This is a genomic window from Myxococcus sp. CA056, from assembly GCF_013336715.1.
Taxonomy (GTDB): domain Bacteria; phylum Myxococcota; class Myxococcia; order Myxococcales; family Myxococcaceae; genus Myxococcus; species Myxococcus llanfairpwllgwyngyllgogerychwyrndrobwllllantysiliogogogochensis.
In genome coordinates this window covers 468745-481815 of sequence record NZ_JABUMT010000002.1, presented here as the reverse complement: position 1 = coordinate 481815, position 13071 = coordinate 468745, and the positions used below count along the sequence as shown (strand labels likewise).

Below are 13071 nucleotides of genomic sequence, written 5' to 3'. Positions count from 1 at the left end.
CACCCCGGGGGACCATGGCCGCGCGGGGCCGGCGGCCCTTGAATGTCGCTCCCCCGTCGTCCCCCGCCAGGAAGAGGAGTGGACCTTGCCCTCATCGAAGGCCGTGCTCGGCTCCGCGCTCACCGCCACCCTCCTGCTCGGCGGAGCCCCCGCCGAGGCCCGCTTCGGCAAGCGCTCCACGCCGTCATCGTCTGGAGGCACCACCCGCCCGGAGCGCGGCGCGGACCGCCCGGACGCCAGCCACGAGCGCCGCTCGCGTGAGCATCCCGCCACGCCCGTCGGACAGGGCTCGAACGACGGGCGCCCCGCGCGCGAGCACCCCGCGACAGCCATTGGCAAGGAGCGCGACGCCCAGGACGACGCTCCCCGCAGGCGGCGGCGACGGGCCCGCGTCCCCGTGAGCACCGCCGTCGTCGGAGTGGGCGCCGCGGGGGCCTCGGCTTCGCCCCGGCTGAACGCCACCACGCGCACGGAGCGCCGGCGCGACGAGCCCGTGCCGCTCCTGGTGCGCCTGGGCGCGCAGGCGGACTGGCTCACTGGCGGCGGCGCCATGGGCCTCTTCATGGCCATGGAGGGCCGGCGCATGGGGTTGGACACCCGCATCACCGGCCTGACGCTCCGGGCGGAGGACGGCTCCGACAAGGTGGACCGCATCACCCTCTTGAGCGCGCGGGTGACAGCGGCCCTGTGGGCCAGCGCCCGCGGGCGCGTGCGGGTCGAAGCGGGCCTGACGAGCGCCCACGCCCCCAGCGTCATCTTCGTGGGCCCCAGCTTCGGCGCGTCCGTGGAGGCCTGCATCGGCGCCTCACCGCTGGACGTGGAGGCGCGTGTGAACGCCACGCCCTTTCCCCACCGCCAGGTGGATGCGCAGGCGGGCATGGCCCTGCACCTGGGAGGCTTCAACCTGCGCGGCGGCTGGCGCGCGCTGTACCTCAACGACGCCGGACACGTGGACGGCGTCGAGCACGAGGAAGGCTTCGGCGGGCCGTACTTCGGCCTCGGGTTGACCTTCTAGTCCCCGGGCACCTTTCCACGGGCCGCGCGCACGCACGAGCGGCCCGTCATGCCCTGCTCACACGACGGGCCGGAGCCGCCCGATTGAGGGAGCCCCGGCCCTCCAGTTCTTACTCGTCCGGCGACGCGGCCATGGGAACCGAACCGCCCCCGCCGCCGATATCCGCCACCGTGGTGAGCCCCGAGGACGGCCGCTTGCCGGTGCCTCGGCGCTTGGGCGGCGGCGCCAGCTTCGGCTCCGAGCCGAACAGCCGCTCGTACGTCTCCGGCCCGTTGATGTTCACAATCACGCCCGGGTCCTTCAACGGCACCCGACGCACCTTCATGTTCTTCAGCACCACCTCCAGCTGGTCACCCTCCGCCGCCCGCAGCCGCTCCGCCGCGGCCCGCGACAACATCACCGGCCAGCCAGGTGCCCCCTCGAACTCCGGACGCAGCGCCTCCTCCGCTTCTCCCATCAACTTGAGCAAGGACTTCACCGTGGTGGCCCGGAGCGCTGGCATGTCCACCGGATGCAGGAGCACGACGTCCGCTCCGGCCTCCATCGCCGCGTCCAACCCCACCTTCACCGAGGCCATCTGGCTGTCCTTCCACTGCTCGGACTCCACCAGGTCCAGCCCCGGATGCTGCTCGCGCACGGCCTCAGCATCCTTCCCCACCACACCCAGCACCTGACAGCTCGCCTTGCCAAAGGTCGACGCCAGCGACTGAAGGAAGCTCTTGTCGCCTTCGTGCAGGATGAGCGCCTTGGGGTGGGCCATCCGCCGGGCCTCGCCCGATGCGAGGATGATCGCCACTGCCTTCATACCAAGCCTCCTCCGTCCCCCGGGGAATCGAGTGCCAGCTGGCCCGGGGCCACCGGGAACAGGCTGTGGCCTCCGCGGTGGTTTTTGAGCCCACCCCCCGGTGCTAGCCGTCAGACGGCCCCCAGTCACTTCGCGAGCCGTGTGAGAGGAGCGCGAGCACGCGCGAGCAGCGCCGGAAGAGGCACGGGCCGCCTGCTCGTTCGTACCACCCCGGAGGCTCGCCTCCCCTGCCCTCCGGCCACCTGCCCGCGGAAGACTCAATGCAGCCACCGGGGCGGCGGCGTGTGCAGCAGCAGCGCCGAGGCGGGCACGGACGCGGCGGTCTTTTCTTCCGTGCTCGCCAGCGCCTTGGCGGTCAGAATTTCAGCCAGCCGCGCGAGCGGCGCAAAGGAAGACAGCCGATGCAGCTCATGCTGGGACACCTCGCCCAACCACGCTCCGTCCCGGCCATCCACCACCGGCAGCGCGTGCGCCCCGTGACGGTGCATCACCTGAAGCGCCGAGAGGACGGTGTCCTCGGGGAAGAGCGTCACGGCATGGGCAACGAGCATCTCGAACTCGGGGCTGCGGCACATCGTCACGGAAGGCCTCCATAAAGCAGGCGTCAGGCGCCTCTGATCCACCCCTAAGCAAGGCCCTTGCCGGGCCCGGACGACTTCCGAAAGGCGACACACAACCTGGGACGGCTGGTGGGCGATAATCTCCAGGCAGCCCGCCACCCCCTCGACGCGTCCCGAAGTGGAGCCACCGCGATGAGCATCAAGTCCCTGCCGTCCTCCACACCGTCTGCCGCACCGCGTCGAACCCCGGAGCCCGTGCAGCCGCAGAAGGCGGAGGCCCCCAAGCCCAACCTGCTCGAGCGGATGGGCCAGGGCCTGCAGAACGTGGCACGCGCGGCGAACCAGGTGGTGGACCGCTTCGAGGCGAAGCTGCCGGACCTGTCCAAGCTGGGCCTGCCCCAGCTCGCCGGCACCGGTGGCAAGCCCTGGGAGGGCATCACCCTCACCGGCAAGCCGCTCCAGATTCCGCTGAACAAGCTGCTGGACGTGGACCTGGGCGATTTGCGCAAGGTCCTCGAGCGCGTCCTGCCCCCCAAGATTGACGACAAGCAGGGCAAGCAGCTCGTCGAACAGACGAAGGGCTTCCGTGACGCGCTGGGTCAAGTGCGCTCGCTGTCGGCGCAGCTGGACATGCTGCCCTCCACGCATCCGCGCTACGCGCAGGTGAAGGCCGCGCTGGAGAAGGCGGAAGGGGCGCTGACGCAGCAGACGGGCTACACGAAGGCCACCGCGCCGCGCCCGGGCTCGCTCTGGTTGGATCCGCAGTTCCTGGCGAAGGAGCTGCCCAACGGACAGGTCCACGCCAGCCGCTTCCCCACGGGCACGCCGGTGACGAAGCCGCCCGCGGCGCTGGACATCGTCGCGGGGGGCGACGCGAAGAAGGCCGCCGAGTACACGGCCTCCGTCGCCCAGAACCGCGCCGAGGCGGGCATGCCGGTGCAGGGCGGCGAGCCCATGGGCGTGCACCTGAGCCTGGAGGGCGGTGGCGGCAAGGGCAAGCGCTACGCGGCGATGCTGACGGAGATGCGCGAGATGGGCGTGGTGCCGGTGAGCCTGACGGGCACGTCCGCGGGCTCCATCGCCGCCGCGTTCGCCGCCACGGGCGCCACGCCGAAGCAGGTGGAGGACGTGGCCAAGGACCCGCGCCTGGGCAAGCTGTATGACGCCGACCTGGACCTGAACGACGGCGGCCTGCTGGATGGCCAGGCCGCATATGACCTCTTCGACCAGAAGCTGCGCGAGCTGACCGGAATCACGGACCGGCCCGTGACGTTCGCCGACCTCAAGATTCCCCTCCAGCTCGTCGCCGCCAAGGCCTACGACAGCGCCGTCCCCAACGGCGGCTTCAAGAGCGCGCAGGACCGCATCTTCGTCTTCAGCCAGGAGACGACGCCGGACACGCCCGTGGCGCTCGCCATGCGCGCCTCCATGGCCATCCCCGGCGTCTTCGAGCCGGTGCAGGTGGTGGACCCCGTCACCGGCCGGCAGATGCATCTGGTGGACGGTGGCACGCTGGACAACCTGCCCATGGGCTACAACAAGAACGACCTGCCGCAGATTGGCGCGTCGCTCCAGCCGCGCGGCGGCACGCACCCGTCCAACGGCACCGCCCAGCCCAAGCCCTTGCCCACCGGCCAGCTCGACACGGACGACGTGGTGTGGAACGGCTTCAACGGCCTGGCCCTGCTCAAGGACAACGCCACCGAGGCCCAGGACTGGCGCGACAAGGCGAAGCCCGGCGCCAACCAGTTCATGCTCAGCGTCCCCACGTGGAACCTGGACAACCCCAAGCAGGGCAACAGCATCCTGGGCTTCGGCTACGACAACAAGGTGGACCCCATCCTGGATGGGCAGACGCGCGAAGTGACGCGCGACTTCCTGCGCGAGTTCATGGATGACATGAAGGTCCCCGGCTCGCGCGGCACCAACATGGTGACCCAGGTGCCCAAGGACTTGAAGTTCAGCGAGCCTGTCCAGATCTGGGGCGAGAAATTCCAGGTGACGTACAACGGCGGAGACACCGTCGTCGCCACCGCCGCCAATGGCAAACGTCACGAAGTGCGGCTCGGCCAGAAACAGATTGAATCCATGTGGCTGGATGGCCAAGCGTTCAACGACTTCGGCGCGCAGCTGTCTCACTCGCTCAGCGACGTGCGCAGCGTGCGGCCTTCCTGGTTCCCTTTCTGACACACGGTGTGGGGCTTGCGCCCCTGCTGCAAGGTTGAACCTCCAGACACCTTCACGCACCCGGGGCGCCTTGAGGCGCACCTGGGTGCCGTCGTTACGGTGGCTCGCATACATCCCCCTGGGAGGTCTTGATGCAAGCGGAGCGAGGGCGGGCCTGGGTGCCCTGGCTGGTGACGGTGCTGGTGGTGCTGCTGGCGGGCGGAGTGCTGTACCTGGCGCACCGAGGCTCGGCGCAGTCGCAGTCGCAAGCGGAAGAGGCGCGCAAGGCGGCGGACGAGGCCACGGCGCGCGCGCGTGACGCGGAGGCCGCGCGCAAGCAGGCGGAGGAGAAGCTCGCCGCGCTGGAGACGGAGCACGCGAAGCTGTCGTCGGAGAAGGAGCAGCTCAGCACGGAGAAGGAGCAGCTCTCCCAGACGGTGCAGGAGCAGGAGGCGGAGCTGGCCAAGCTCAAGGACACCTATGACGACCTCCAGGACAAGATGAAGTCGGAGATCGCCGAGGGCGCCATCAAGCTGTCCCAAGCCAAGGGCCGCATCCAGGTGGACCTGGTGGACAAGGTGCTCTTCGACTCCGGCGACGCGAGCATCAGCAAGCGCGGCCAGGAGGTCCTCAAGCGGCTGGGCGGCGTGCTCGCCAAGGTGGATGACAAGGCCATCCAGGTGTCGGGCCACACGGATGACTCGCCGCCGTCGCAGAAGCTGCAGGCCACCTTCCCCACCAACTGGGAGCTGTCCGTGGCGCGCGCCGTCAACGTGGTGCGCTTCCTGGAGGAGCATGGCGGGGTGCGCTCGCGCCGGATGATCGCCGCGGGCTACGGAGAGACGCGGCCGGTGTCGGCCAACGCCACCCCTCAGGGCCGCGCGCGCAACCGGCGCATCGAGGTGCTGCTGATTCCAGAGCTGCCCGCGAAGAAGGCCGCCCTGAAGACGGCCCGGGACAGCCGCTAGCTACTTCTTCTTCACCGACTCCAACAACTTGCGGAAGGACTTCTCCGAGGCCGCCACCGTCTTCTCCGGGCCCGTCAGCTTGAAGAAGAGGGCGCCCTCGGGGCCTTCCACAATCGCGCCCAGAAGACGGAAGCCGGGCTTCGGCGTGGAGGGGCCCATCATCGGCCCGCCGCCCATGTACGTGCCCTTCACGTCCACCGTCGTCACCGGCATCCCGTTGAGCTTCTCCGTCTTCGTCTTGGCCACCTTGTCCACCGGCTTGCCGTCCGCCGTCTGGAACTGGCCCAGCCACCGCTTCACGTTGGCGTCCACCGCGCCGCCCTGCCCCTGCCCGAAGTAGAAGACCGCCAGCTCCCCGCCCTCCGTGTCCCCCTTCGCCGCCGGCAGCTTGTACGTCGCCGCGCGCATCGGCCGCTCGCCCTGCGCCGCCCACTCCGCCGGCGCCGTCCACGCCAGGCCCCCGGCCTCCTCCGCGGACGCCGCCATCGCCATGCACATCACCAGCACACTCAGCAGTCGGTTCATCCGCTCAGCGTACCGGTGATTGGCTCCAGCGCAGTGTGTCAAAGACAGTCTGTGCCACTCCCGCATACGCTGATGCATGAGTGACACGACGCGTCAAGTCCCGTCGCTTCCGGCCAACCCACGGACGTGGTACGCCACGCGACTGTCACCTAGTCCTGAAGTCCAAACCTGGACTCGGAGGGGGTTGTACCCATGAAAAAGGCGTTGTTCCTCGGGGCCCTGGCCCTGGGCACGGTAGCGTGTGATCCAGACATCGCGCAGGACCCACCTCCGAACGCGGCGGATGTCGTCGTGGCGGAGTTCGACCCCTCGGCGTCTCCGGCTGTCGTGCCGTCTCCGAATGACCTGGCCATCGCCAAGTTGCCGGATGGCTCGAACATCGTCGCGGCGCCCATCAACCCGAAGGCGCCGGCAGCCGAGCAGGAGTTCACCCGGGACTACCTCAACACGCTCAATGGCTTCCCGACGTCCGCGATCGCCACCACGCTGGTGAAGGACCTGAACCCGGCGACGGTCAACTCGGACACGGTCAAGGTCATCGACCTCTACGAGGGCACGGAGCTGGCGAAGCCCGTCACGGCGACCATCGGCTACCGCCCGGAGACCAACCAGATCACCGTCATCCCGCCGCAGCCGCAGGGCTGGCCCAAGGGTGGCCGCTACGCGGTGGCCATCATCGGTGGCAAGGATGGCGTGAGGACCAACCAGGACAAGCCCATCATCGCCTCGGCCACCTGGTCCTTCGCCAGCTCGCGCGAGCCGCTCGTCACCTGTCCTGGTCAGGACCTGGCGTCCCCGGACTGCCGCCTCAACACGGAGCTGCTGCCGTCCATCAAGACCGACCCGGCCGAGCGCCTGGCGGACCAGCTCAACAGCGCCAAGCGCCTGGAGCAGCTGCGCCTGGGCTACAAGGACGTCCTCAACGCGGTGTCGGCGAAGTTCTCCGTCAACCGCGACGACATCGTCCTGGCGTGGACCTTCTCCATCCTGAACCAGCCGGAAGCGACGTTCGATCCGAGCACCAGCACCATCCCCTTCCCCAACGACCTGCTGCGCACGCCGAAGACGGCCACGGCGGCGGCGCACCTGAGCCTGCCCGTGCCCCCCACCGCCGGCACGGTGCAGGACCTCATCAAGGGCCTGAACACCCTGGACGGCTGGTCCACGACGGCGACCATCATCTCCGAGAACAGCGCCACCCGCGGCGTCATCGACAATGACGCCAAGCTGGACATGAACACCGTCCGGCTGGGCAAGGAGCTGCTGTTCGTCAAGCTGACTCCGGGCGGAACCACGCCCAAGGTCAAGGTGTGCCTCAACTGCGCCTCCAGCCGGAAGCGCGATGGCAGCGCCGCGGACCCCGCGCCCCAGCAGCTGCAGATCATCCCCGAGGTTCCGCTCGACCCCGCCACCCAGTACGCGGTCATCCTCCTGCGTGGCGCCAAGGACGAAAAGGGCAACTTCGTCGCCGCCACCGGTCCCCAGGCCCTGATGCGCCTGTCGTCGCCGCTGTTCGTCGACGGCAAGAGCCAGGTCGCCGCGGTGCCGGACGGCACCGCCGCCGCGCTGGAGCCCATCCGCGCGGGCATGAAGCCGCTGTTCGACAGCCTGGCCGCGAACTTCAAGATTGAACGCAAGGACGTGCTGCTCGCGTGGACGTTCACCACGCAGAGCACCCACACCGTGCTGGCCCAGCTCAACCAGGCGCCCACCCCGGTGCCCACCACGCCGCTGTACATGGTGGACCAGACGGCCCAGCTCACCGGCGCCATGGACGCCAACGGCCTGGAGCACCCGCACGTGGGCAAGGCCCTGGTCGGCGCGTTCCTGTCGCCCATCCTCCTGGACGACGTCAACGGCGCGCTCAACCCCCTGCGTCCCACGCGCCTGGACCACATCCCGTTCTGGCTGTTCCTGCCCGCCTCGGCGCCTCCGGCCACCGGCTACAAGGTCGTCGTCTTCGGTCACGGCCTGGGCAGCAACCGCACCTCCGTGCTCCCCATCGTCAACAAGCTCAACGAGGCTGGCTACGCGGTGGCCGCCATGGACACCGTGCTCCACGGCGAGCGCACCAGCTGCGCGGGCATCACCGCCGCGTCGGGGCTGGGCTCCATCACCACCCCGGACCAGGCCTGCGCCACCGGCTCCACCTGTGACGTGACGGCCAACAGCCCCACGTACGGCCGCTGCATCTCCGCGTCGCCCAACGCCTGCAACCCGCAGGCGGGTGGCGACCTGGCGTGCCAGGCTGCCGGCCAGGGCGTGTGCAGCGTGACGACGGCCAAGTGCGAGGGCGGCGACTTCCGCCGCGCGTCCGCGTCGTCCCCGCCGCTCGTCTCCAGCTGGAACTTCCTCAACCTCACCAACCTGTTCGCCACGCGCGACAACTTCCGCCACCACGTGGTGGACTTCTCGCAGCTCACCCGCGTGCTGGCCAGCGACGGCCTGCGCACGCAGCTGGGCACCGTCGTCCCGGGCGCCACGCTCAACGCCGCCACGGTGGACTACGTGGGTCAGAGCCTGGGCGGCTTCCAGGGCGCCCTGTCCGCGTCCGTCAACACGCGCGTGCGCCGCACCGTCCTCAACGTCCCGGGCGGTGACCTGGTGGACACCCTCCTGACGTCCGTCAACCCGACGTTCGTCGCCCGCCGCGAGGGCTTCCTGGGCTTCCTGGAGTCCGTGGGCCGCGTCTCCGGCACCCCGGCCTTCGACGAGTTCATCGTCCTGGCTCGCACCATCCTGGACCCGGCCGCTCCTCGCAACTACGGCTGGAAGCTGGAGAACCTGGAGGGTGCTCCCGCCGAGCGCGAGGCGTTCATCCAGTACATCGAGGGTGACGAGGTGATTCCGAACCCCGTGACGGAAGGGCTCATCGCCGCGGCCAACCGCGACAGCACCCGCACGGTGCAGAGCTACATGGCGGAAGTCGACCTGCTGCCCACGCAGACGCGCCACGCGTTCCTGCTCATCTCCGACCCGTCTGACCCGGGCAACCCGTTCCTGAAGTCCGTGCGCGACACGGCTCAGGCCCAGGTCGTCAACTTCTTCAACACGGGCGACGCGGCCACTCCGTAACGGACAGGACTCAGGGGAATGACTCACATGAAGAAGACACTGTCCCTCGTAGCGCTGCTGGCCGCGGGTTCCTCCCAGGCCGCCGGCTTCCAGATCAACACCCAGAGCGCCCGCTCCACGGGCATGGGCAACGCGGCGGCCGCGTGGCTGGACGACTCGTCCGCCATCTACTCGAACGCCGCGAACATCCTGGGTGTGAACAAGCTGGACGTGCAGATTGGCGACACCGGCATCCTCCCCGGCATCAAGTTCACCCCGGTGAACGGAACCGAGCAGGGCCAGAAGACGACGCTGTCGCCTCCTCCGCACCTGTTCGCCGTGTACAAGCCCTTCGACCGCTTCGCGGTCGGCGTGGGCGTGTACACGCCGTTCGGCGCGAACAGCCGCTGGGTGGATGACTTCGTGGGCCGCTTCAAGGCCCAGGAGTCGGCCATGGCCGTCTACAACATCAACCCCACCGCGGCGTACCAGCTCCACGAGCGGTTCCGCGTCGGCGCGGGTCTGAACATCTACCGCGGCACGCTGGAGCTCAAGCGCGCGCTGGGCTTCGTCGAAAGCGAAGGCCAGGTGCATCTGGGCGGCGCGTCGTGGGGCGTGGGCTACAACCTGGGCGTGCAGGCGGTGCTGCTGCCCAAGTACATCACCATGGGCCTGCACTACCGCAGCTCCGCGGACCTGACCTTCAAGGGCAACGCGGACTTCCAGAACGTGCCCGCGGAGTTCCAGTCGCGTCTGCCGGACGGTCCGGTGGAAGGTGACGTCACGCTGCCCGCGACGGTGGCGTGGGGTCTGGCTGTCACCCCGTTGGAGAACCTGACGATTGCGTTCGACGCCAACTGGGTGGACTGGTCCTCGTTCCAGGAGCTCGCCATCGAGTTCCCGGAGAACCCGGCCATCAACAACCCGCTGCCCAAGCGCTGGCGCGCCAAGTGGAACTACCACCTGGGTGCCGAGTACGGCGTGACGCCCGCTCTCCAGGTCCGCGCCGGCCTCATCCTGGACCCGGCTCCGGGTCCTGGCGGCACGCTGACCCCGGACCTCCCGGACGCGGACCGCTTCGGCGTCTCCGTGGGCGCGGGTTACCGTTGGAACTCGCTGCGCGCGGACTTCGGCTACCAGTTCGTCAGCCTGGCCGACAACGAGAGCTCCGCGCCGGGCATCTCCGGCACGTACAACGGCTCCGCGCACGTGTTCGGTCTGACGCTCGGCTACTCGATGTAGTCGGCTGACACCTCCGGCCCGCCTCACCGCGAGCCGGAAGTCCCAAACGCCCGGGTCTCCCTCATGGGGGCCCGGGCGTTGTCATTTCCAGGGCACGCACCACGGCCCGGCTCAGACGCGCAAATCCCCGTCGTGCAGCACGCGGCCGGAGGCCAGCACGCGCGCGGAGTTCTGCAGCCGCTCCGTGCCCATGCGCATGAGCAGGCCCTTCATGCCGGGCTGGCTGAGCAGGTGCTTCTCGAAGGCGGCGCGCGGCAGCCGCAACACCACGCCCTTCACATCCGCGCGCACCGTCGCGGACACCGGCTTGTCCAAGAGCAGGGAGATTTCACCGAACACATCCCCCTCTCGCAGCTCCGTGAGCGGCATGCGCCGCCCACCCGGCTGCTCCAGCCACGGCGTGCACCGGCCCCGCAGCAACACGTAGAAGGCATCCCCCGGCTGGCCCTGCGCCAGCAGCACCTCGTCGGGCGCCACCGCGCGCAGCATGAAGTCGTGGGAGAGCGCCGCCTTCTGCTCCGCCGTGAGCCGACTGAGCAGCGGATTGCTGCGCAGCAGGTTGTCCACCAGTCGCCGTCGGTAGAAGTCCTCCAGCACCTCGCCCACGCCCGGGTGACGCACGGCCACCGCCGTCAGGCTCGCGCGCGTCAGCTCCAGCAGCACGGCGCGCTCGGTGGCCACCACGCTGGCCAGCCTGGGCCCTTCGGACACCAGCGCCAGCTCTCCGAAGAAGTCCCCGGGCACCACCGTGCCCACCACGCCGCGCGCACCGTCCTCCAGCGCGCGCACCACCTCCGCGCGGCCCTCCACCAGCGCGAACATGGACGCGCCCGCCGCGCCCTCCTCCACCACCGCCTGGCCCGGGAAGAAGGCGCGCACCTCCAGCACGCCCACCAGCGCCACGAAGTCCTCGCGGCTCAACCGGGAGAACAGCGGCACGGGGCGCTCCGCGACAACCCCCGGACAATGGGCGAAGCGCTCGGCCAGCGCCCGCGCGCACCGCAGCTTCGCGGCGTCGGACGCACCCAGCCGGGACAGGGCGACACACGCGGCCACCGCGCGCAGGGGCTCCTCCACCTTCGCCCACGCCAGCGCCGCCGTCTCGTGGGCCGCCGCGGCGTCGGCCGTCCGGCCCAGCCACTCCAGCAACTCCGCCACCCGCTGGCGCACGTCCGCGTCGTCAGGGGAGGACTTCAAGAGGCCCTGGTATTCCCCCAGCGCCTCCTCCAGCTTCCCCTGGCTCGCGAGCTCCACGGCCCGCGCCTTCCCCACGCCACGCATGTCCGCCATCCCGCCATCCTACCGCCACCCCGGGTCCTAGGCGCTCAGCGCGCGCACCCGCTCCGCCAGGTTGTGGGTGAACAGCCGGTAGATGCGCAGCGCCGCGGCCTCGTGCGTGGCCAGGTAGTGCTGGAAGTCCGCGCGAGTCACCCTCAGTGCCCGGACGGCCGAGCGTGAGCGCACGTGCGCGGACGTGGGACCATCCAGGATGAGGCTGATTTCCCCCAGCCACGCGCCCGGCCCCAGCGTGTTGAGCCGGCGAGCGTCCAGGCCCGGACCACTGGACACGTCCACCGTGCCCTCCAGCAGCACCAGGAGTCCCGTGCCCCGCGCGCCCTTCTCCAGCACCGTGGTGTCCTCGGGGATGGCCACCTGCTGCGCCATGCGGAACAAGTCCTTCAGGTCCTCCAGCGCCAGCTCGCCGAAGATGGGGATGGCCTTGAGGTACTCGTACCCGTCGGGCGCGGCGCTCGCCCGCTCCGTGACGGGCGCGGACTCGTGGGACGAGGACGTGCCGTCCCCCAGGCCCAGGTGACGCAAGAGGCGCAGGTGCTCCGCCTGGAGCACCTCGTCCGCGCGCGCGTCCGCGGACTCCTGCCGCGCATCCGCCAGCAGCACCAGGGCGCGCCAGGATTCGCCCTGCTCGTCGAGCAGCGCGCACATGCGCAGCACCGCCTCGCGCCGCCGAGGATGCTCGGGCGGCACGCCGCGCAGCGCCTCCAGCTCCGCGTGCGCGTAGCCCAGCGCGTGGTACAGCTCCGCGGCCTCCAGCGGACGCTGCAGTCGGGTGAGGCACTGGGCCATGGACTCGCGCGCGTCGAGCGCGCGGTACAGCTCCAGGGCCCGCTCCAGCGCACCCGCGCTCTCGAAGGCCGCCGCCGCGCGCGCCTTCTCACCCGCGCGCAGCCACGCCTCGGCCGCCAGCATCAACGCGCCCGCCTGCTCGTGCAGCGCCGCGGCCTGCGCGTCCGCGCCATGGGCTTCCAGGAGACGGGCCGCGCCCGCGAAGTCCCGGGCGCGCCGCAGCACGTCCACCAGGGCCGAGCGCGCCTGGGCAGGCACGTTCCCGGACTCCTCCAGCACCCGCTCACGTTGCACCGGCGACAGGTCCTCGTAGGCCCGCACCGCCACATCCACCGCTGCCTGCATCAGCGCCTCCCACACCGCACGGCCCGGGCCTCCCACGGGCACACTCCATCCCTTGGCGCCCTCGTCCAGAATGAGGTCGGACACCTTCGCGGCCCCCGCCATGTCGTGCTCCCCCCTGCGACTCAGTCTCCCGCGTCCGTAGCAGACCGGCCGCCAGGAGGCGAGCCCCCCGCACCCACGGCATGGAAGTGGTGGATGCAGGACTCCGCGCATGTGGCGAAGCGCCACACCCGTCCTTCCAAGGCCCGCCGCTATATGTCGGCCGTCCAGGCGTTATCGTCCGGGATGGGCCGCCCCCCATACCCC

At 70.2% G+C, this 13071-nt stretch carries 10 protein-coding genes; 5 read left to right on the top strand and 5 right to left on the bottom strand.

Features of this window, described 5'->3' with window-relative positions; genetic code table 11:
* Nucleotides 1-85 precede the first annotated feature (85 nt).
* On the top strand, nt 86-1015 hold the full coding sequence (locus HUA76_RS09660; RefSeq protein ID WP_174453852.1) for a hypothetical protein: 930 nt from the start codon (nt 86-88) through the stop codon (nt 1013-1015).
* Between the two features lie 109 nt (nt 1016-1124).
* Here HUA76_RS09660 and HUA76_RS09655 read toward each other — a convergent pair whose 3' ends face one another.
* Both HUA76_RS09655 and HUA76_RS09650 read right to left on the bottom strand, forming a co-directional pair.
* On the bottom strand, nt 1125-1820 hold the full coding sequence (locus tag HUA76_RS09655) for an NTP transferase domain-containing protein (RefSeq protein WP_141640429.1): 696 nt from the start codon (nt 1818-1820) through the stop codon (nt 1125-1127).
* Nucleotides 1821-2077: 257 nt separating this feature from the next.
* Nucleotides 2078-2395 (bottom strand): CBS domain-containing protein, encoded by a 318-nt coding sequence (locus HUA76_RS09650; RefSeq protein WP_141640481.1) that lies wholly within the window; start codon nt 2393-2395, stop codon nt 2078-2080.
* A gap of 177 nt (nt 2396-2572) precedes the next feature.
* Here HUA76_RS09650 and HUA76_RS09645 point away from each other — a divergent pair, with 177 nt between their 5' ends.
* Together HUA76_RS09645 and HUA76_RS46255 are read left to right on the top strand one after the other, a co-directional pair.
* Nucleotides 2573-4567: a patatin-like phospholipase family protein gene (locus HUA76_RS09645; protein WP_141640428.1), complete on the top strand. Its 1995-nt coding sequence runs from the start codon at nt 2573-2575 to the stop codon at nt 4565-4567.
* Between the two features lie 131 nt (nt 4568-4698).
* Nucleotides 4699-5514: an OmpA family protein gene (locus HUA76_RS46255; RefSeq protein WP_174460672.1), complete on the top strand. Its 816-nt coding sequence runs from the start codon at nt 4699-4701 to the stop codon at nt 5512-5514.
* Here HUA76_RS46255 and HUA76_RS09635 read toward each other — a convergent pair whose 3' ends face one another.
* Nucleotides 5515-6039: a hypothetical protein gene (locus tag HUA76_RS09635; protein WP_174460671.1), complete on the bottom strand. Its 525-nt coding sequence runs from the start codon at nt 6037-6039 to the stop codon at nt 5515-5517.
* 192 nt (nt 6040-6231) lie between these two features.
* Here HUA76_RS09635 and HUA76_RS09630 point away from each other — a divergent pair, with 192 nt between their 5' ends.
* Nucleotides 6232-9114 (top strand): hypothetical protein, encoded by a 2883-nt coding sequence (locus HUA76_RS09630; protein WP_174460670.1) that lies wholly within the window; start codon nt 6232-6234, stop codon nt 9112-9114.
* 27 nt (nt 9115-9141) lie between these two features.
* Nucleotides 9142-10335 (top strand): OmpP1/FadL family transporter, encoded by a 1194-nt coding sequence (locus HUA76_RS09625; RefSeq protein WP_174460669.1) that lies wholly within the window; start codon nt 9142-9144, stop codon nt 10333-10335.
* 111 nt (nt 10336-10446) lie between these two features.
* On the opposite strand, the gene HUA76_RS09620 is transcribed toward HUA76_RS09625, so the two are convergent.
* Entirely contained in the window at nt 10447-11625 is a 1179-nt protein-coding gene (locus tag HUA76_RS09620; RefSeq protein ID WP_141640424.1) for a cyclic nucleotide-binding domain-containing protein, read from the bottom strand.
* Nucleotides 11626-11652: 27 nt separating this feature from the next.
* A complete protein-coding gene (locus HUA76_RS09615; RefSeq protein ID WP_174453848.1) occupies nt 11653-12867 on the bottom strand; it encodes a cyclic nucleotide-binding domain-containing protein in 1215 nt (404 codons plus the stop codon).
* Between the last annotated feature and the right edge of the window lie 204 nt (nt 12868-13071).

Coding starts and splice junctions, on each gene's coding strand:
- HUA76_RS46255 (WP_174460672.1), top strand. CDS start 4,699: ATGCAAGCGGAGCGAGGGCGGGCCTGGGTGCCCTGGCTGGTGACGGTG.
- HUA76_RS09625 (WP_174460669.1), top strand. CDS start 9,142: ATGAAGAAGACACTGTCCCTCGTAGCGCTGCTGGCCGCGGGTTCCTCC.
- HUA76_RS09655 (WP_141640429.1), bottom strand. CDS start 1,820: ATGAAGGCAGTGGCGATCATCCTCGCATCGGGCGAGGCCCGGCGGATG.
- HUA76_RS09620 (WP_141640424.1), bottom strand. CDS start 11,625: ATGGCGGACATGCGTGGCGTGGGGAAGGCGCGGGCCGTGGAGCTCGCG.
- HUA76_RS09650 (WP_141640481.1), bottom strand. CDS start 2,395: ATGTGCCGCAGCCCCGAGTTCGAGATGCTCGTTGCCCATGCCGTGACG.
- HUA76_RS09630 (WP_174460670.1), top strand. CDS start 6,232: ATGAAAAAGGCGTTGTTCCTCGGGGCCCTGGCCCTGGGCACGGTAGCG.
- HUA76_RS09635 (WP_174460671.1), bottom strand. CDS start 6,039: ATGAACCGACTGCTGAGTGTGCTGGTGATGTGCATGGCGATGGCGGCG.
- HUA76_RS09645 (WP_141640428.1), top strand. CDS start 2,573: ATGAGCATCAAGTCCCTGCCGTCCTCCACACCGTCTGCCGCACCGCGT.
- HUA76_RS09615 (WP_174453848.1), bottom strand. CDS start 12,867: ATGGCGGGGGCCGCGAAGGTGTCCGACCTCATTCTGGACGAGGGCGCC.